General features: G+C 62.3%; 17 protein-coding genes. 7 read left to right on the top strand and 10 right to left on the bottom strand.

Translation table 11 applies throughout. The features are described 5' to 3' along the window. A complete protein-coding gene (locus SPHINGO391_RS19805; protein ID WP_152010456.1) occupies positions 1-1,305 on the top strand; it encodes an FAD-binding oxidoreductase in 1,305 nt (434 codons plus the stop codon). A 12-nt stretch (positions 1,306-1,317) separates the two neighbouring features. On the opposite strand, the gene SPHINGO391_RS19800 is transcribed toward SPHINGO391_RS19805, so the two are convergent. The 5 genes from SPHINGO391_RS19800 to SPHINGO391_RS19780 are packed head-to-tail and all read right to left on the bottom strand — an operon-like array spanning position 1,318 to position 6,168. Next, on the bottom strand, positions 1,318-2,784 hold the full coding sequence (locus SPHINGO391_RS19800; protein WP_152010455.1) for an aldo/keto reductase: 1,467 nt from the start codon (positions 2,782-2,784) through the stop codon (positions 1,318-1,320). Beyond that, positions 2,781-3,746, bottom strand: a complete 966-nt coding sequence (locus tag SPHINGO391_RS19795; protein WP_152010454.1) for a branched-chain amino acid ABC transporter permease — start codon at positions 3,744-3,746, stop codon at positions 2,781-2,783. Before SPHINGO391_RS19795 ends, SPHINGO391_RS19800 begins: the two co-directional genes overlap by 4 nt. After that, positions 3,747-4,661 carry a branched-chain amino acid ABC transporter permease gene (locus SPHINGO391_RS19790; protein ID WP_152010453.1) on the bottom strand — a complete coding sequence of 305 codons (915 nt, stop codon included), beginning with the start codon at positions 4,659-4,661 and terminating at the stop codon, positions 3,747-3,749. Then, positions 4,658-5,389, bottom strand: coding sequence for an ABC transporter ATP-binding protein (locus SPHINGO391_RS19785; RefSeq protein WP_152010452.1), 732 nt, complete (start codon positions 5,387-5,389; stop codon positions 4,658-4,660). Before SPHINGO391_RS19785 ends, SPHINGO391_RS19790 begins: the two co-directional genes overlap by 4 nt. After that, positions 5,386-6,168, bottom strand: coding sequence for an ABC transporter ATP-binding protein (locus SPHINGO391_RS19780; protein ID WP_152010451.1), 783 nt, complete (start codon positions 6,166-6,168; stop codon positions 5,386-5,388). The genes SPHINGO391_RS19785 and SPHINGO391_RS19780 overlap by 4 nt, the downstream gene beginning before the upstream one ends. 99 nt (positions 6,169-6,267) lie before the next feature. Here SPHINGO391_RS19780 and SPHINGO391_RS19775 point away from each other — a divergent pair, with 99 nt between their 5' ends. The 5 genes from SPHINGO391_RS19775 to SPHINGO391_RS19755 are packed head-to-tail and all read left to right on the top strand — an operon-like array spanning position 6,268 to position 10,087. Beyond that, positions 6,268-6,993 (top strand): GntR family transcriptional regulator, encoded by a 726-nt coding sequence (locus tag SPHINGO391_RS19775; protein WP_152010450.1) that lies wholly within the window; start codon positions 6,268-6,270, stop codon positions 6,991-6,993. After that, positions 6,990-7,346, top strand: a complete 357-nt coding sequence (locus SPHINGO391_RS19770; protein ID WP_152010449.1) for a TIGR04076 family protein — start codon at positions 6,990-6,992, stop codon at positions 7,344-7,346. The genes SPHINGO391_RS19775 and SPHINGO391_RS19770 overlap by 4 nt, the downstream gene beginning before the upstream one ends. Continuing rightward, positions 7,333-8,382, top strand: coding sequence for an aldo/keto reductase (locus SPHINGO391_RS19765; RefSeq protein ID WP_152010448.1), 1,050 nt, complete (start codon positions 7,333-7,335; stop codon positions 8,380-8,382). Before SPHINGO391_RS19770 ends, SPHINGO391_RS19765 begins: the two co-directional genes overlap by 14 nt. After that, positions 8,383-8,790 carry a hypothetical protein gene (locus SPHINGO391_RS19760; protein WP_152010447.1) on the top strand — a complete coding sequence of 136 codons (408 nt, stop codon included), beginning with the start codon at positions 8,383-8,385 and terminating at the stop codon, positions 8,788-8,790. It begins immediately after the preceding gene. Positions 8,791-8,830: 40 nt separating this feature from the next. Beyond that, complete coding sequence (locus SPHINGO391_RS19755; protein ID WP_152010446.1) at positions 8,831-10,087, top strand: ABC transporter substrate-binding protein; 1,257 nt, start codon at positions 8,831-8,833, stop codon at positions 10,085-10,087. Positions 10,088-10,193: 106 nt separating this feature from the next. Here SPHINGO391_RS19755 and SPHINGO391_RS19750 read toward each other — a convergent pair whose 3' ends face one another. Together SPHINGO391_RS19750 and SPHINGO391_RS19745 are read right to left on the bottom strand one after the other, a co-directional pair. Then, on the bottom strand, positions 10,194-10,898 hold the full coding sequence (locus SPHINGO391_RS19750; protein ID WP_193217351.1) for a type 1 glutamine amidotransferase: 705 nt from the start codon (positions 10,896-10,898) through the stop codon (positions 10,194-10,196). Between the two features lie 74 nt (positions 10,899-10,972). Further along, positions 10,973-11,884 (bottom strand): phosphotransferase, encoded by a 912-nt coding sequence (locus SPHINGO391_RS19745; RefSeq protein ID WP_152010444.1) that lies wholly within the window; start codon positions 11,882-11,884, stop codon positions 10,973-10,975. A gap of 102 nt (positions 11,885-11,986) precedes the next feature. Between SPHINGO391_RS19745 and SPHINGO391_RS19740 the strand changes: the two genes are divergently transcribed. After that, positions 11,987-12,619 carry a class I SAM-dependent methyltransferase gene (locus tag SPHINGO391_RS19740; protein WP_152010443.1) on the top strand — a complete coding sequence of 211 codons (633 nt, stop codon included), beginning with the start codon at positions 11,987-11,989 and terminating at the stop codon, positions 12,617-12,619. Positions 12,620-12,634: 15 nt separating this feature from the next. Here SPHINGO391_RS19740 and SPHINGO391_RS19735 read toward each other — a convergent pair whose 3' ends face one another. Genes SPHINGO391_RS19735 through SPHINGO391_RS19725 form a run of 3 tightly spaced genes read right to left on the bottom strand, consistent with a single transcriptional unit; the run spans position 12,635 to position 17,997 of the window. Then, a complete protein-coding gene (locus tag SPHINGO391_RS19735; protein WP_152010442.1) occupies positions 12,635-15,076 on the bottom strand; it encodes an FAD-dependent oxidoreductase in 2,442 nt (813 codons plus the stop codon). Beyond that, positions 15,073-15,969: a phosphotransferase gene (locus SPHINGO391_RS19730; protein ID WP_152010441.1), complete on the bottom strand. Its 897-nt coding sequence runs from the start codon at positions 15,967-15,969 to the stop codon at positions 15,073-15,075. The genes SPHINGO391_RS19735 and SPHINGO391_RS19730 overlap by 4 nt, the downstream gene beginning before the upstream one ends. Before the next feature lie 3 nt (positions 15,970-15,972). Continuing rightward, positions 15,973-17,997: an ABC transporter permease subunit gene (locus SPHINGO391_RS19725; protein ID WP_244615269.1), complete on the bottom strand. Its 2,025-nt coding sequence runs from the start codon at positions 17,995-17,997 to the stop codon at positions 15,973-15,975. Positions 17,998-17,999 lie beyond the last annotated feature (2 nt).

Raw genomic sequence — 17,999 nt, 5'->3', positions numbered from 1 at the left:
ATGATAAAATCGAGCGATTGTTTTACTCCCGATTTCAAGCCCACGCCCTACTGGTGGGATGCGAGCCCGCAGCAGCCCGATGACATGGCGAAACCGCCGGCGACTGCGGATGTGCTGATCATCGGGTCAGGTTACACCGGGCTGCATGCGGCGGTGCAGACCGCGCGCGCGGGATTGGAGACGGTCGTGATCGATGCGGAAGCAGCCGGCTTCGGCTGCAGCACCCGCAATGGCGGGCAGATCTCCACCAGCGTCAAACCGTCGTTTTCCACGCTCAAGCAGCGATATGGCGAGGCTCGCGCGGTTGACATCCTGAAGGAAGGTCAGGCCTCGCTCGATCATGTGGCCCGGTTCGTGGCCGAGGAAAAGCTCGATTGTGATTTTGGAGTGGTTGGCCGCTTCCACGGGGCACACACCGCGGGACAGTATGACAAGCTGGCAAAGGATTGCGAGAGCCGGCATCCCGGTTTCGAAACCGGCGCCTTCATGGTGCCGCGTGGCAGCCAGCACGGGGAACTCGGCACCGATGCCTATCATGGCGGGATCGTCTTTCCAAAGCATGCCAGCATCGATCCCGGCAAGTATCATGCAGGGCTTCTTGGCGTGGCAAAGGCGGCGGGTGCCAACATCATCAGCCAGTGCCGGGTGAATGATCTCGAGCGTTCAGCCCAGGGATTTGAAGTGTCGACCGACAAGGGACGGGTTCGTGCCAGCAAGGTGATCATCGCCACCAACGGCTACACGGGTCCGTTGTCGCCATGGCAGCAACGCCGGGTGATTCCAATCGGATCCTACGTCATCGCCACGGAGGAAATCCCCGCCGACGTGATGGACCGGCTGTTTCCCACCAACCGTATCCTCTCGGATACACGCAAGCTGGTCTACTACTACCGTCCGTCGCCGGACCGGAAGCGCATCCTGTTCGGTGGCCGGGTGTCGCTGCAGGAAACCGATCCGCGCAAGAGCGGGCCGAAGCTCTTGGCCGAGCTGGTGCGCTTGTTCCCCGAGCTGGAAGGAACCCGTATCAGCCATTCCTGGGCCGGGATCGTGGCCTTCACTTTCGACACGCTGATGCATTGCGGCGAAGACAAGGGGCTCTCCTATGCGATGGGCTATTGCGGCTCGGGCGTCGGGATGGCCGGTTATCTCGGCTCAAGGCTTGGAAAGGCAGCGGCTGGCGTCGATCCGGATCTGGGCGCCTTCAGTCAGATTCCGTTCCAGACGCGGCCGTTCTACACCGGAAAGCCATGGTTCCTGGCCCCTTCGGTTGCCGTCTATCGCCTGCGGGACCGGCTCGGGATCTGAGCCGGAGAGCCTTTAGTCCTGTTTCCTGCTGACGACGGCCTCGGCCTCGATCTCCACGCGGAAATCGCCGATCAGGTTGCCCACCAGGAACGTGGTGTTGGCCGGCGGATTGGTGGTGAAGCGAAGCCCGTGGGCGCGGGCCGCAGCCTCAATGTCCTCCTCGCCACGCAGATACATGCGGGTGCGCAGAATGTCCTTCGGGTCTCCGCCGAGCGCGCGCACTGATGCCGCGATCTTGTCGAGGATATAGGTTGTCTGGGCGCCGGCGTCATCAAGGGCAACCGTGCGGTCGACGCCGTGGGTTGCAGTGGTGCCGGAAACCACGATCCTGTCGCCGTCGCGCAGCGCCCGGCAATAGCCGGCGATCGGTTCCCAAAGGGATCCGGAGAAGACACGTGCCCGGTCGGGATTGTCCGGGTCGGTGACGGCCTGCATGGCGCTCGGCATCTCCGACAAGTGATGGCTCAGATCGCCCGATGCGGTGAGGAAGGGTGGCTGGCGGTACTCGTCGCCGCAATCGCCGGGGATCATGCGGGTCGCGGCGAAGGCCTGGTCGAGACGATCATGGTCGTCCGCATCGAGTTCGAACTGGAACAGCCGCAGATTGTCGGCGCGGTGCTGGTTTTCGCCGAGGCGCGCGCCGACAATGACGCCTGCGACATGGGCGTGCTCGAGAACCCAGCGGGTGGCGACGTTGGAGATCGAGACGCCATGCTTGCGGGCGATCTCGTCGGCAGCCTTGAGAATGCCCTGGTAGCCGTTCCAGCCTCCGGCAGCCTGGATGAACCTGAGATACTTGGATCCACTCCAGTCCTTGACCGCCTCGGGTTCGGGCTTGCCGATCCAGCGTTCGGAGAGGAAGCCACCGCAAAGGGTACCGTAGGCAAGCAGGTGGACACCATGCTTCTTGCAGATCTCCGCCAGATGCCCCGCGGCGCGGCGATCGATCAGCGAAAACGATACCTGGTTGGAAACCAACGGGATGCCTTCGGCCAATGCGAGATCAAGATGGGCGGCATCGAAATTGGTGACGCCGATTTCGCCGATCAGGCCCTCCTGCCTGAGCCGCTTCATCTCGTGCAGGGCATCGAGCCAGGCGGGATGTTCGAAGGTCCACCAGTGGAATTGCAGCAGGTCGACACGCTTGACGCCTAGTCTGTCGAGACGTTCCTGCACGCCGGCACGGACGATCTCCGGTGTCATCGGTCCGGGTTCGGGGCACCACTTGGTGAAGGCCCGGGGGCGGTCGCCACCCTGCCAGCTGCGCAGCAACTCGCCGGTGATCAGTTCCGAGGTGCCGTAGTGGTCCGCCATGTCGAAGGTGTCGAATCCTTCCCGGGAATAGTCGGCAAGCGCCTTCGCACCAGCGACCGGGTCTAGCGTGACGCCGTCCTTTTCCTGGTCGGCAACCTGCCACAGGCCGGTCAGAATGCGGCTGATCGAGAGGCCGGGCGCGAGATCCTTGCGGTCGGGTTTCATGGTTTGATGTCCTTGTTGCGGCGTCCGAGATGACGCGATACGGAGCGCACTTCGGGCAGGATGCCCTGCGGCCTCCACAATAGAATGACGCAGAGCATCACGCCGATGATGACGATCTGCAGCGAGGCCGCGCGGGCCTGCTGATCGGCGGGGAAAACCTCCGAGATCAGCGCACCGGACAGGGCCCAGATGGCCCAGACAAGAACTGCGCCGAGGATTGCGCCGCGGTTGTTGCCCGACCCACCGACGATCAGCATCGCCCAGACCTGGAAGGTCATCATCGGCAGGTAGTTGCCCGGTGCGATGAAGCCGATGAAATGGGCCTGTACAGCGCCTGCCAGCGCCATGATTGCACCGCCGAGGGCGAAGGCCTGGATGCGTAGAAGAACCGGGTTCTTGCCGAGCGCCTGGGCGGCGACCTCGTCTTCGCGCACCGCGCGCAAGGCGCGACCCCAGGGACTGCGCAGGAGATGTTCAAGCAGCAGATAACAAGCGAGGACGACCGCAGCCGTCAGTGCCAGGTTGAGACCATTGAAAGCAAAGGCTTCTCCCTGAAGCCCCGAGAAGGGCCGCGGGATGAAGGCCATGCCGAAGGCGCCGCCGGTCAGGCTCTCGGTGTTCTGGAAGACAAGCTGGAGCGCCACGGCAATGCCGAAGGTTGTGATGGCCAGGTAGTCCGACCGCATTCTCAGGGTCAGCAGGCCGACCGCAAGCGCGAGGCCGCCGCCGGCCGCAATGGCTGCCAGCCAGCCGAGTGCGATGGGGAGATCAAAGCCGCCGATGCGTTCGGCCGCGTTAGGTGTCGTCAGGGCCGCCGAAACATAGGCGCCGAGGCCGACAAAACCGGCGATGCCGACATTGAACAGCCCGGTTTGTCCCCATTGCACATTCAGTCCCAGGCAGATGATCGCGTAGGTGAGCGCAATGGTCAGGAAGAAGGCTGCGTAAGCGAGGAGTTCCATTCATGCCCCCTTCTGGCCGAAGAGGCCCTGAGGGCGCAGCATCAGCACCAGCACGAGAATGACGAAGGAGATGGCGGCGCGCCATTCCGCGCCGACGACCTGTACTGCGAAGGCTTCCGCAAGCCCTATGATCAGTCCTCCCAGCATGGCGCCCGGGATGGAGCCGATACCGCCGAGAATGGCGGCCGAGAACAAAGGCAGCAGCAGGTCGAAACCCATATAGGGACGGATCTGCACCAGCAGTCCGGCCATGACGCCGGCGATGCAGGCGAGGCCCGCACCGATGATCCAGGTGACGCGAATGACATTCTCGACATTGACACCGTAGACCCCGGCAAGGCTCGGGTTCTCCGAAACCGCCCGCATCGCCCTGCCGGTGGCGCTGCGGGTGACGAGGAGATGTAGCATCACCACGAGCACGGCGGTCATGCCGATCACCAGCAACTGGTCAGGTGTGGCGCGCATGCCGAGCCCCAGTGGCTTGGCAATCTGCAGCGCCTTGGTGAAGTAGGCGGGTTTGGCGGTGAAGATGAACTCAAGCAGCGACCGCAACGCCATCGACGCGCCGAAGCTTGCCATGACGATGATGATCGCATCGGCACCACGGGCCCGTAGCTTGCCGAACAGGATGCGGTCCAGTCCCAGCGTCAAAGCCACGGTCAGCGCCACACCGCCGAACATGGCAAGCGGAAGTCCCCAACCGAAGCTGAAGGGATAGACTGGCGCGCCGAGCCCGGCGGCAAGCCCGCCGAGGACACCAGCCACGGTCAATGTCAGGTAGGCGCCCCAGGCGAGAAAATCGCCATGGGTGAAGTTGGCAAAGCGCAGGATCGAATAGGTCAGGGTCAGGCCGATCGCGCCAAGACCGATGGTCGATCCGGCTATCAATCCGTCGATGATGGCTTGCGGGTTCATGTTCTAGCCTCCGCCGTGCGATGGCCAAGGAACAGTTCGCCCAGCAGCTTGCCGTCATGCAGGGTTTCCGAGGGGCCGTCATGGGCGAGCTTGCCGTCAACCAGAACAAGTGCGCGTTCTGTCAGCGTCAGGGCCGCGCGGACATTCTGCTCGACGAGGACAAGCGTCACGCCGGCTTCGGAGATACGGCGCAAGGTGTCGAACACCTGGCCAACGAGCTTTGGTGAGAGGCCGGCGGAAGGTTCGTCGAGCATGAGCACCTGCGGCTCGGTCAGAAGGGCACGAGCAGCGGCAAGCATCTGGCGCTGGCCGCCGGAGAGTGCACCTGCCAGTTCGCCAGGCCGGGCGGCAAGGTCGGGGAACATGTCGAGCATCGCTGCGATCCGTCCGGCGCGCTCGGCCTTTGGCAGCAACTGCGCCGCGATCTGCAGGTTTTCGAGAATCGTCAGGCGGGTGAAGATGTTCTCGGTCTGGGGCACGAACCCCATGCCGTTGCGCACCAGATGATGAGAGGCGAGTCCGGTCACATCGGTCTGTCCGAGCCGAACGTGGCCTGCGAAGCATGGCACAAGGCCGGCAATGGCCTTGATCATGGTGGATTTTCCGGCGCCGTTGGGGCCGAGAATCGAGACAGCCTCGCCTCGGATGATGTCGAAGCTCACACCCTTGACGATCGGCAGATCGGGATCATAGCCGGCGTGCAGACCGGCGACGGACAGCGCGGTCATGCGGGCATTCCCTCGAGGTAGACATCGATCACATCGGCGCGCCTGGTGACCTCTTCCGGCGCACCCTCGGCCAAGGACTTGCCGGCGGCCATGACGATGACGCGGGGACATAGGCGCGCAATCATTTCCATGTTGTGCTCGATCAGCAGAACCGCGATTCCCAGCTTGTTGATGGCACGAATGCGGTCGATGATCAGATCGAGAAGCGCGGGATTGACCCCGGCCGCCGGTTCGTCAAGCAGGATGAGCTTTGGCTCGGCCATCAGCACACGGGCAAGTTCGAGCAGTTTGCGCTGCCCGCCTGAAAGCACCGCTGCCGGTTGATCCTCAAGATGCGAGAGGGAAACGAAATCCAGGATGTCGCGAGCACGAACGACATTCGTTCGCTCCTGCGCGGCGACCTGGCGCGGGGCGATGAGCGCCGAAAACAATCCTTCGCCGAGCTGGTTCTGAGCCGCCGTCATGACATTCTCCAGCACCGTCATGCGGGGGAACGGGCGGGGAATCTGGAAGGTGCGGCCGAGGCCGGACAGGATCCGGGCTTCCGGCCGTGCTTTGGTGAGATCCTTGCCGGCCAGGTGGATGCTGCCAGCGTCGACCGGCAATGCACCGGCCAACAGGTTGAAGAGCGTCGACTTGCCCGCGCCGTTCGGCCCGATCACGCCCAGAATTTCCGAGGCGGCCAAATCCAGCGAAATGTCGTTGACGGCGCGAAATCCTCCAAAGGATTTGGTGATGCCGCGGGCCTTGAGAATTGGTGGCTGACTGGATCCGGTCATGAGGCTCAATCAAAGTTGATCAACTATCATTTATCATTTACACGATCATGTTTCAGGCCTAAAGTAAAGATCCAAACGAGCAAGGCGGGCATTGTCGGAATGAACATCCAGACCACCACCAAGTTTGACGGGCCCGGGCTCGACGCGCTTTCGCCCGTCGGCCGCGAGACCGTTCAGGACCGGATCTATCGGCAGCTCCGCATCGCTCTCATCCAGGCGCGGTTCGATGCCGGCGAAATCTTTCTCGCCGGAGACGTGGCTCAGCGCATGTCGGTCAGTTCGATGCCGGTACGCGAGGCTCTGGCGCGGCTTGTGTCTGAACGTGCGCTGGAAGCGATGCCGAACCGTCGGGTGCGCGTGCCGTTGCTTACACTGGAGCGGGCGCGGGATATCGCTCAGGCACGAACCCTGATCGAAAGCGAGCTGGCCGCCCGTGCGATTTCAAATCTGACCACTGACGATATCGAGCGGCTGGAAATGCTGACGGCAGAGTATGAGGATACGAGCGACGCCCAGGATGTCGCGACGCTGAACCATGCCTTCCATTTCCATCTGTACGAGGCGGCAGGCTCGTCGGTGTTCATGCCCATCGTTGAAAGTCTCTGGATGCAGGCAGGGCCCTATGTCCGGGCTGCGGCGAAGCTGCACAAGCCACTCACAGACACGGCCGCCACGCTGCATCACAGGGGCATTCTCGAAGCCATCCAGGCCGGCGACAAGGCCCGCGTTGCCAGCGAGTTGACGGCTGATATCAGCCAGTCATTCGCCATTCTGGAAAGGGCGGATCCGGATTTCTGGAACGAGGGCGAGGGAGGCGCATCATGAGCAAGGATGATGGCTTCGAGCTTTGGGATCTGAAGGTGGAAGTGGTTGCACCGGAAGGCGCAAAGATCTGGTGCGGCGCCAATGTTGGCGATTATTTCGAACTGCGTGGAGAGATGCTGCACCTGCCTGACGGGCAGGGAATCTCGATCTACTCGCTGGCTTCGGTGCTGCCCCTGCTGGCCGCCAAGCAGCGCCAGACAGATGCGAATGACTGGATGTCCACCGATGCCGAGATTGCCTGTCCGGACCCCAATTGTCCCTCGCGGTTGAGGATAACGCGTGCCGGGCTGAGGCGTTTCAGCCATTCCGAGACCACTGCCGTGCCACTGGGAGATGACAATGCAGACCTATGACCTGGCTCCGGGACATCGGATTTCCCGTGTCATCAAGGGTGGTTGGCAACTGGCCGGCGGGCATGGCGATATCGACCGGCAGGCCAGTATCGATGACATGATCGCCTTTGCCGATTCGGGGATCACGACATTCGATTGCGCCGACATCTACACCGGGGTGGAAGCCCTTATCGGGGATTTCCGAAAGGAGTATGAACGGGCCCGCGGCGCCGAGGCGCTTGACAAGATCAAGGTGCACACAAAGTTTGTTCCCGATCTGGGCAATCTCGCGACACTTACAAAAGCCGACGTGGCCGCCGCCATCGAGACCTCGCTCAAGCGCCTGAACATGGACCAGCTCAATCTGGTACAGTTTCACTGGTGGGATTATGAAGTCGACCGCCAGGTTGAAGTGGCCACCTGGCTTGCGGAGCTCCGGCAGGAAGGCAAGATCGCCAATATCGGCGGCACCAATTTCGACACGGAACAGATGCTGCGGATCATCGATGCCGGTGTGCCGCTGGTCTCCATGCAGGTTCAGTATTCGCTGATCGACGACCGTCCATCGCGCGCGATGACGACCGCGGCTGCCCAGCACGGGGTTCGCTTTCTTTGCTACGGGTCGGTCGGCGGCGGGCTGTTTTCCGAACGCATGCTCGGCGTACCCGAACTGACGCCGCCCTTCGAGAACCGGTCGCTGATCAAGTACAAGCTGATCGTCGACGAGTTCGGCGGTTGGGCGCTGTTTCAGGAGTTGTTGAAGGCATTGTCCGTGGTCGCGGCGCGGCATGGCAGCGATATTGCCTCGATCGCCAGCCGCGCGGTTCTCGAGCGTCCCGGCGTGGCAGCCGTTATCGTCGGTGCGCGCAACCGCAACCATCTCGAGCGCAACCTGGCGATCCCCGGCATCAAGTTGAGCGAAGAGGATTTCGCGGAGATCAATGCCGTTCTTGCGCGGGCCAATCCTGTGCCCGGCGATGTCTACACGCTGGAGCGGGACCGGAACGGCAAGCATGGTTCGGTGATGAAATACAATCTGAACAAACAGGGGCATTGAATGGCGGACCTGATCACGCGCGCCCAGGCCGAAGTCGTCAACCGGCATCATTTTTTCGTGGAATGGTTCACCGGCCGTGCCGGCGAAGCAGAGCTTGAGGCTTCACTGCGGGCCTTTGCGCCAGACATGGTGATGATTGAGCCCGACGCCAACACCATCGGCAGGGACGACGTCGTGGTCATGATCAGCAACGCCCGCGGCAAGCGCCCGGCGGATTTCGAAATCAGGGTGGACCTGATCTCGGCACGCCTCATCGACAGCGACACGGTTGCTGTCGTCTACGATGAACATCAGGTGATCGCTGGCGAAAAGTCCGCCCGCCGTTCCTCTGCCGTGTTCAGTGCCGATCCTGAAGCACCCGAGGGGGTGGTCTGGCGGCATCTGCAGGAAACCTGGATTACGACATAACAAAACGGGCGAGAGAGGCCCCATAACAAGGAGAACGAGAATGAACATGATCCGCAAATCCGGCCTTGCCTTGGCCATGCTTTGTGCCTCGGCGCTCAGCTCGCAAGCCTGCGACATCACCATTGGAATGGTGATGGAGCTCACCGGTCCCGCAGGGGCCTACGGGCAGGCTGGTGCCAAGTCCGTGGAGATGGCTTTCCGCGACCTTAACGAAGCTGGGGGTGTGCTTGGGTGCAATCTGGTCACCGATACCCGAGACAGCCAGAGCCAGGGCAATGTCGCCGTCGACCAGGCGACGCAGCTTGTCAATGTCAAGCAGGTGCCTGTGGTGATCGGCGGGATCATTTCGTCGGTCTCGATCCCGATCCTGACGTCTGTGACCGCCGCTGCCGGCGTCGTGCAGGTGTCGCCCGCATCCTCAAGCCCGACGCTCACGCAACTGAGCCGTGACGGCAAGACCGGTGGCTACTTCTTCCGGACCATCACGTCCGACGCGCTGCAGGGCATTGCGGCTGCCAAATACGCGATCGATTCAGGCCTGAAGAAGCTGGCCATCATTCACGTCAACAATGATTTCGGCGTCAACCTGATGCGCGAATTCTCCGCTTCCTATGAAGCGCTCGGCGGTGAAATCACATCTGTCACGCCCTACAACGAGAACCAGCCCAACTATGGTGCCGAAGTCACCGCAGCCATGGAAGGCAGCCCGGATTCACTCTACCTGATCAGTTATCCGGTCGACGGTGCAACCGTTGCCCGGGCCTGGATCAGCCAGGGCGGCCCGCAGAAGTTCCTGCTCAATGACGGGATGAACTCGACGGATTTCATCGAGGCCGTCGGCGCCGAATATCTCGAGGGCGCTTTTGGCACGTCTTCGGGGACGACCGAGACGGAGTCGACCAAGTATTTCTACGCCAATTACGAGGCTTTCTCGGGGGGCATCGCGCCGTCGGCGCCCGCCGCCGACCGGTCCTATGATGCCGGTGCTATTGTCGGGCTGGCCGTGGCCAAGGCCGGCAAGGCTGAATCCGACGCCATCCGCGATGCGATCCGTTCGGTGGTCGATCCGGCAGGCGAGACGATCTATGCCGGACCCGAAGAGTTCAAGAAAGCACTGGCGCTGATCAATGAAGGCAAGGCGATCAATTACCAGGGCGTCATCGGCAATGTGTCGTTCGACCAGTATGGCGACATTTCCGGTCCGTTCCGGCTCTGGCAGATCAAGGGTGGCGAAGTCGTCACCAATGGCCAGATGACCGCCGCCGATGTTGCCGATGTGAAGGCTTCCATGCAGTAACCCGGCCCCCCGGGGGCGGTTACGCCTGCAGGAATACGAAAGAGGCGCCATCACGGTGGCGCCTCTCACCCCGTCGGAGGCAGTTCCGTCCTGACTGGAGCGAGTTTTACCGCGCGAAGCTGGAGATCCAGTGGCGGTAGAGGTTTTCCCGCATAAGCGAGAGGCTCGCCTCGGCAGCGGAAAGATCGTCGAAGATCCGGTCTGCGTCGTCGCCGATATGAGTGCGGAGCATCTCTTCACATTGTTCGATATCATACCAGTCGGCAAGAGTGCCGGTATCCAGCTCGGCATGGAACTGGAAAGAGTGTGCCGTTCCGCCCCAGACCATGGCCTGAACATTGCAGTGGTCGGAAGATGCAGTGACCTCGGCACCCGGCGGCAAGCGGCTCACCTCCGCACTGTGCCATTGAAAGCACCCGAATTCTTCGGACAGGCCATCGAACATCGGCGGATTGCCGCGCTTGCCCACATGCAGCAACCCGACCTCGGATTTGGCCGCAGGAGCTACCTCGCCGCCGAGCACGTGCGCCAGCAACTGATGGCCGAGGCAGATTCCGAAATAAGGCAACTTGCGTTCGAGGACCGCCTCGCGGATCAGGTCGATCTCGCGTGACAGCCACGGCAGTTCACACGCCTCCCAGACCTGCATCGGGCCGCCCAGAACCCAGAGCCCGTCGATGCCGTTCAGCTCGGCGTCGCCGATCTCGTCGGGCGCCGTACAGGCAATCACCTGATGCCCGTCGCGGGAAAACAGCGGCCTGAACCCGCCGGCATGTTCTTTGCCGGAGTGCTGAATGATGAGGATGCGCATCGGCGTAACCATGTAAGAGTTCGACGTCAGCCCCGGCAAAGGGGCAATCGCTTTTGCAGTCTGTATTGCGGGCCTCAAGCCGTCTGCAGGGTGCGGAGACTGTCGGCGAACGTGTCGCTTGCCATCAGTGTCCTGCAGCGGGCGAAGCGGCCATCCGCATAGGCACGAAAATCGTCGGCCGGATTGCCATTGGCCAGTTGTATCAAACCCCAGAGCGTCCACAAAAGATCGCACATCGCCTTGTAGATGATCATCCGCGCCCGGTCGGCGGCTTGCGGCTCACCGCAGGCATAGGCCTCGAGCAAGGCCTGATCCTGGGCGGCATCGAATTCTCCCTCCACGGAAAGATCGCCCAGATCCCACATCGGGTCGTTCATCCCCGAATATTCCCAGTCGACGATGTAGATCTGCTCGCCGGTATCGAGGAAGTTCTCGCAAAGCGGATCGCAATGGCAGGCAACCAGCGGGACCGGGTTTCGCGCCAGGGCCGCGCGGACCGATTGGGCTTCGCTGACCACGTCATGGTAGCCGTCCGGCAGTGCCACATCCTTGGTCGAAAGGATGCCGAGATACTCGTCGATCATGGCAAAGAGCTCGAATGTGAAGGGAAACTTCGCGCCGGACGTGTGCAGCCGTCGAAAGGCTTGGCCGGCGCGGCGGACGGTGCCGATATCCGCACGGAAACCGGCAGGGGTCATGGTTGCGGCGCCATCGATGAACCGGGTCGCCATGACCCCGGTCTCAGGATCGGCAAAAATGACCTCGGGGCTGACGCCTGCATCCGCCGCAGCCCGGGCGGAAACCGCCTCGTGCGCCCGGTTGATGTATTCCTCGGTTCCGGCACCGGGCAATCGGACACAAGTGTCGCCGACCCGGAACACCAGGTTGGTCAGACCGCCCAGCCGTTCGACCGGGCCGGTGTAGTTCACGAGCGACGGGATTGCGGAGAGGCTGGCGCGCAGCCGGTTCTCTGTTTCATCTGGCATGGCGGTGCGCCTCCTTTTCCTCGTTCAGCTCTTGTGACACAGTTCCACAAAGTCATTGAAATGGCTATGGTAACCGGTAACGGAATGACAGTGGAGCGTGACATGACGACGGATGACAAGACTGCCCGCCTCGGCGCTGTGTACCAGGCTGACAGCACGGAAGATGTCGCGCGGGTCTACGATGCCTGGGCGGAGAACTACGACAGCGACATGTCTCTCGCCGGTTACCGCCATCCTGCCATTTCGCTCGCGCTGCTGGCTCGGTTTGTCTCGAAGGACGCCGGGCCGCTGCTTGATGCGGGTGCCGGGACCGGGCTGATCGGGGAATGGCTGGCGATAACGGGTTACACGCACGTCGAGGGGCTCGATCTCTCCAGGGGCATGCTTGCGGTGGCCGAACGCAAGGGTGTCTACAGGGCGCTGCACCAGGCGGCGCTCGGCACGAGGCTGCCATTTGCCGACAACCATTTCGCCGCGATCATCTCCGCCGGGGTTTTCACATCGGGCCATGTCGGTGTTGAAGGCCTCGACGACCTGCTGCGGATCTGCAAGTCCGGCGGCGTGATCGTGCTGACCATCAAGGACGTCTTGTGGCAGGCAAGCTTCCGTCAGCGTCTCGCCGAGCTTGAAGCGAATGGCGTATGCACTCTGATCGATGATACCGGCCCCTATGTTTCGATGCCCGGCGAGGCGGGCACCACGCCAAGCCGCTGCATTGCGCTGAAAGTCGCCTGATCCGGATTTGCCGGTTCAGGCTTTCACCCTGGCGTTGGCCGGATCGATGAAAGGTTTCAGGCCGATCCGCGCGGAAAAACGCTCCATCGCTATGACCAGTTCGTAGTCTCCGTCTTCAAGGAAGTCGTCGGAGACGCCGTCCTGGTTGCGGACATAGCCATAGCCGACGCTCTTGCCGATGGTGTAGCCGTAACCGCCGGAGGTCAGGTAGCCAACGGGTTGGCCATTGCGCAAAATGGTTTCGCGTCCGACCAGGACGGCGTCTGGATCGTCGATGACGAACCCGGCGAAACGCTTGGTCAGCGGCTGGCCGGCAATTGCCGCCAGAGCCTTCTGGCCGACAAATCCGGTGTTCGAGTTGCGCCGTACCGCCCAGCCGAGGCCCGCCTCGTGGGGCGTGTCGTTGGGGGTGATGTCCGAGCCCCAGGCCCGGTAGCCTTTTTCCAGGCGCAGGGATTCGAGCGCCCGGTAACCGACCGGACGGATATCCCAGGGTTTGCCCGCATCCATCAGCGCGTCGAAAATCTCGCCGGTGGCGCCGATCGGCATGTGCAGTTCCCAGCCGAGCTCGCCGACATAGGTTACCCGCAAGGCGCGGACGGTATGGCCGGCAATGTCGATTTCACGGACATGGCCAAAGGGGAATGCAGCGTTGGAGACATCCGCCGACGTGATCTTTTCCAGAACATCGCGGGCATGCGGGCCCATCAGCGACAGCGTGCCATGGGCTTCGGTGATGTCCTCGATCCTGACATCGGCGCCTTCTGCTATGTGCTCCCGGATCCAGGCCAGATCGTGGGTGCGGAACCCGGTGCCGGTGACGATGTAGAACCGGTCATCTGCGAGGCGCGCCACGGTCAGATCCGCCTCGATGCCGCCCCTGGTGTTGAGCAGCTGGGTGTAGGTCAGGCGTCCGACCGGCTTGGTCACATCATTGGCGCAGATATGGCTCAGCGCCGCGAGCGCATCAGGGCCGCTGACCTCATACTTGGCAAAGGAAGACTGATCGAAGATGCCAACCTTCTCGCGGACATGACGGTGTTCATCGCCGACCGCGTCGAACCAGTTCTGGCGACCCATGGTGGGGATGTCCCGCGGCTCCATGCCCTCGGGCGCGAACCAGTTGGGGCGTTCCCAGCCAAGCTTGGACCCGAACACGGCGCGATGGGCCTTGAGCCGGTCATAGAGCGGGGAGACGATGCGCGGCCGCCCGCTCTCGTATTCGACATGGGGAAAGCCGATGGCGTAATGCTTGCCGTAGGCTTCGAGCGTGCGGTCGTTGACCCATTGCCGGTCCCGGTGCATGTCGGCAAAGCGGCGGATATCAACGACCCAGAGATCAAGCGGCGCCTCGCCGTCGATCACCCATTGCGCCAGCACCCAGCCGGCGCCGCCGCCCGAGGCAATGCCGAAGGCGTTGAAGCCGGCGCCGACGAACATGTTGATGCATTCGGGCGCCGGGCCGAGGATGAAGTTGCCATCCGGGGTGAAGCTTTCCGGTCCGTTGATCATCTGCTTGACGCCGACATGTTCAAGTGCGGGAACACGTGCAATCGCCTGTATCATGTGCTGCTCGAAATGGTGGTAATCATCGTCGAACAGCTGGAACTCGAAATCGTCGGGGATATCGCCGGTGGTCCAGCCCTGCGGGTTGGGTTCGTAGCCACCGAAGGACAGGCCGCCGACCTCTTCCTTGAAATAGGTGCGGCGGTCGGGATCGCGGATGGTCGGCGCATCGGCTGACAGGCCGTCGATCTTCTCGGTGATGACATATTGGTGCTTGACCGGCTGGAGCGGCACATTGATTCCGGCCATGGCGCCGATCTGGCGCGCCCACTGGCCGGCGCAATTGACCACCTTTTCGCAGGCGATGTCGCCCTTGTCGGTCTTCACGGCAAGAATGCGGCCGTCCTTCATGCCGAAACCGGTGACGCGCACGTGTTCGAAGATCTTCGCGCCATGCATGCGCGCACCCTTGGCCAGCGACTGGGTGATGTCGGATGGACTGGCCTGGCCATCGGTGGGAAGCCAGCTGGCGCCGACAAGATCATCGACCTGCATCAGTGGGAACATTGCCCTTGCTTCCTCAGGCGAGAGCAGATGCATGTCCATGCCGAAGCTCTGCGCGGTGGTGGCCAGCCGCCGGTATTCGGTCCAGCGGTCCTGGTTGGTGGCGAGCCGGAGGCAGCCTGACATCTTCCAGCCGGTTTCAAGGCCGGTTTCCTGGTCGAGCCGTTTGTACAGATCGACGGAATATTTGAGCACCTTGGTGATCGATGCCGACGAGCGCAGTTGTCCGACGAGGCCTGCAGCATGCCAGGTCGAACCGGAGGTCAGCTGGCCCTGCTCCAGAAGAATGACATCCGCTTTGTGGTCACGGGCAAGATGGTAAGCCGTCGAACAACCGATGATGCCGCCGCCGATAACGACGATTTGGGCCCGGTCAGGGAGTGTCATGATGATGTCTTTCCATAGGTCGAATGGTACTGGTCGAGAGCCGCATCCAGACGGGTGAGGTTCTCTGCGGTATAGGTTTCGTAGTCGGCACCGGGGGCCTCGAGGTAGAGTTCCGAGACCAGGCTCCACATGGTTTCGCGCAGCAGCGAGGCGCATTGCATGGCGTTCAGCGAACGGGTAACGGCAGCATCGGGCGGAAACCCCAGCGCCACCTCGAGCAGGGAATGAGCCTCGTCTTCGCCCATTTCGGCGTTTGATGCAGCCCCGGCGATGTCGAACATGGCGGTTGAAAACCCGGCATATTCGAAATCGATCAACCAGAGCCTGTGCCCGTCATCAAGAAAATTGGCGGGCAGCAAATCATTGTGTCCGAAGACAATCGGCAGGGGGCATTGGGCGGCTTCCAGCTGATCTGAAAGTTCAAGCCAGCCGGCCAGCCGGTCAGCCATTCGCGAACCGCCGCTGGCGAGCGTTCGGGCATAGTCGCGAATGACATGGAACACCCAGAACATGAAGCCCGGGCCCTCGACATGACGCGGCATGGATGAATGGAAATCGCGGATGAGGCGGCCGACGCGCTCAGCGTTGGCACGCACATCGGCGGCATCGAAAGTGCGGGCATCCAGGAAGGCCGAGACCATGAGACCGGGCTCGGCGTATTCCACGCGGGGAGCAAAACCTGCCTCATGTGCTGCACGTGCGGTCATGACCTCCCGGCGGCGATCGACGTGATGGAACGGGTAATCCTGGCCCAGGCGGACGACATGGCGTCCGGCGGCATCCCTGACCAGCCAGCTTTCATTGCTCAATCCACCCGTCAGCGGCTCGATTTCGATGGAGCCGGAAAAACAGGGCAGGACGCGGATGCGGTCGGTAGAGGCGTTGTCGGTCATGGGTTACTCCAGGCCCAGGCGGCGTCTGGCATGGATGGCGCCGGCCGAGATCAGGCGGTCTGCGATAATGGCAATGGCGGCAATCGAAAGGCCTGCGACGAGGCCGCGGCCGGTGTCGGCCTTTGTCAGAGCGATATAGACTTCCTGGCCAAGATCGCGGGTTCCGACCAGGGCGGTGATGACCAGCATCGACAGGGCAAACATGATGGTCTGGTTGAGGCCGAGCAGGATTTCGGGCAGCGCCAGCTTGAGCCGGATGCGGGTGAGGATCTGCCATTCGGTGCAGCCCATGGCGCGGCCGGCCTCGATCAGTTTGGGATCGACCTTGCGGATGCCGAGCGCGGTGTAGCGGATGGCCGGCGCAATGGCGAAAGCCACGACCGCGATCATTGCGGTGAAATCGCCGACGCGGAACAGCATCACCGCCGGCATCAGATAGACGAAGCTCGGCAAGGTCTGCAGCGTGTCGATGGCAACCTGTACCCAGCTCCAGACCCGGTCACGGGTGGCCGAATAGATGCCGATGGGCAACCCGATCAGTGCTGCGAGCACAGCGGAAATGCCGCAGAGATAAACGGTGATCATGGCCTTTTCCCATTGCCCGGTCACGGCGATGAACAGGGGAAGGCAGGTGGTGAGCAGTGCCAGGCGCCAGCCACCGAGCCGGAAACCTGCAAAGCCCAGCAGTGCGGTTACGCCGAACCAGGGCAGACCGCCCAGGAAACGTTTGAACGGAATCAGCACGTTGAGCAGCATCGCGTTCTTGATGGCTTCCAGAGTGTCAAAGAAGTTGATGTTGATCCAGGTGACGACTTCCGACCAGAAGGTGCCGGTCGACAGCTGCAAGGCCTCGGGATAGGTGCGTATGGCAGGGATCATGTAGCCCAGCGCCGATGTGAAGAGCACCAGCGCCACACCGGCCATCAGATAGGGGTGCCGGGCTGCAAATCCCGAGGCATTGTTTTCCGGCGACGGGGCCGAGAGCTTTTCGGCGGCTGCCTGGCTGAGGCGATCCATGGCGATTGCAAGGGCGACGATGGCGAAGCCGGCCTCGAGACCGGCGCCAAAATCGAGCCGGCGCAAAGCGGCGAGAACGTCGAAACCCAGACCGCCGGCACCGATCATCGATGCGATGATGACCATGTTGAGCGACAACATGATGACCTGGTTCATGCCGACCATCAGGCTTTCGCGTGCTGCGGGCACCATGACCCGCCAGGTCATCTGGCGTTCGGTGCAGCCGACCATGTGGCCCAGATCTATGATTTCGCCCGGGACCGCGCGCAAGGACAGAATGGCAATGCGGATCATCGGCGGGGTCGCGAAGATCAGCGTGGCAATGACGGCCGCCGTCGGGCCAAAACCGAACAGGAACAGCACCGGCACCAGATAGGCAAACACCGGGATTGTCTGCATCAGGTCCAGGAGCGGCATAATCATCCGCTCAAGCCAGCGCCAACGCCAGGCGGCGATGCCGAACAGCAGCCCGAAAAGGACGCCGAGCGGGGCCGCGACGAGGATCGAGGCGAGGGTGATCATCGCGCTGGTCCACTGGCCGAACACGGCCAGGAACAGGAAGCAGGCACCGGACAGCAAGGCCAGAGGCCTGCCGCCGAGCCAGTGCCCGAGCAGCATGACAAGGCCGATGACGGCAATCCAGGACAAGGGCGGTACAATCTGGATGGCCGAAGAGCCGCTGCCTTCGAGGAAGCCGGTGGAGAGCAGGCTGGCTGCCAGGGTGTAGGGCACATCCAGAACAGCGGAAATGAAGCGGGTCAGATCGGTGAAGCTGAACAGGCCGAAACTCGCCTCGTCGATCAGCCATTTCATAGCCGCGCTGATCCACTTGGCAAGCTTGATGACATGTTCCTTCGGATATTCGAACGCGGCCGGCAGATAGGGCCCGGCGAACAGCCAGAAGACGATGAAGCCGCCCAGGACCGTGAGCCATGCGAGCGGCAACCGGCTGGTCATCGGCTGACGCTGCCTCGCATCGGTTCCCGTCATGGGTGGGTTCGAGCTGGTCATGC

Origin of the sequence: Hoeflea sp. EC-HK425 (genome assembly GCF_902498795.1) — a bacterium.
Classification (GTDB): Bacteria; Pseudomonadota; Alphaproteobacteria; order Rhizobiales; family Rhizobiaceae; genus Hoeflea; species Hoeflea alexandrii.
This window is presented reverse-complemented; position numbering and strand designations above follow the sequence as displayed.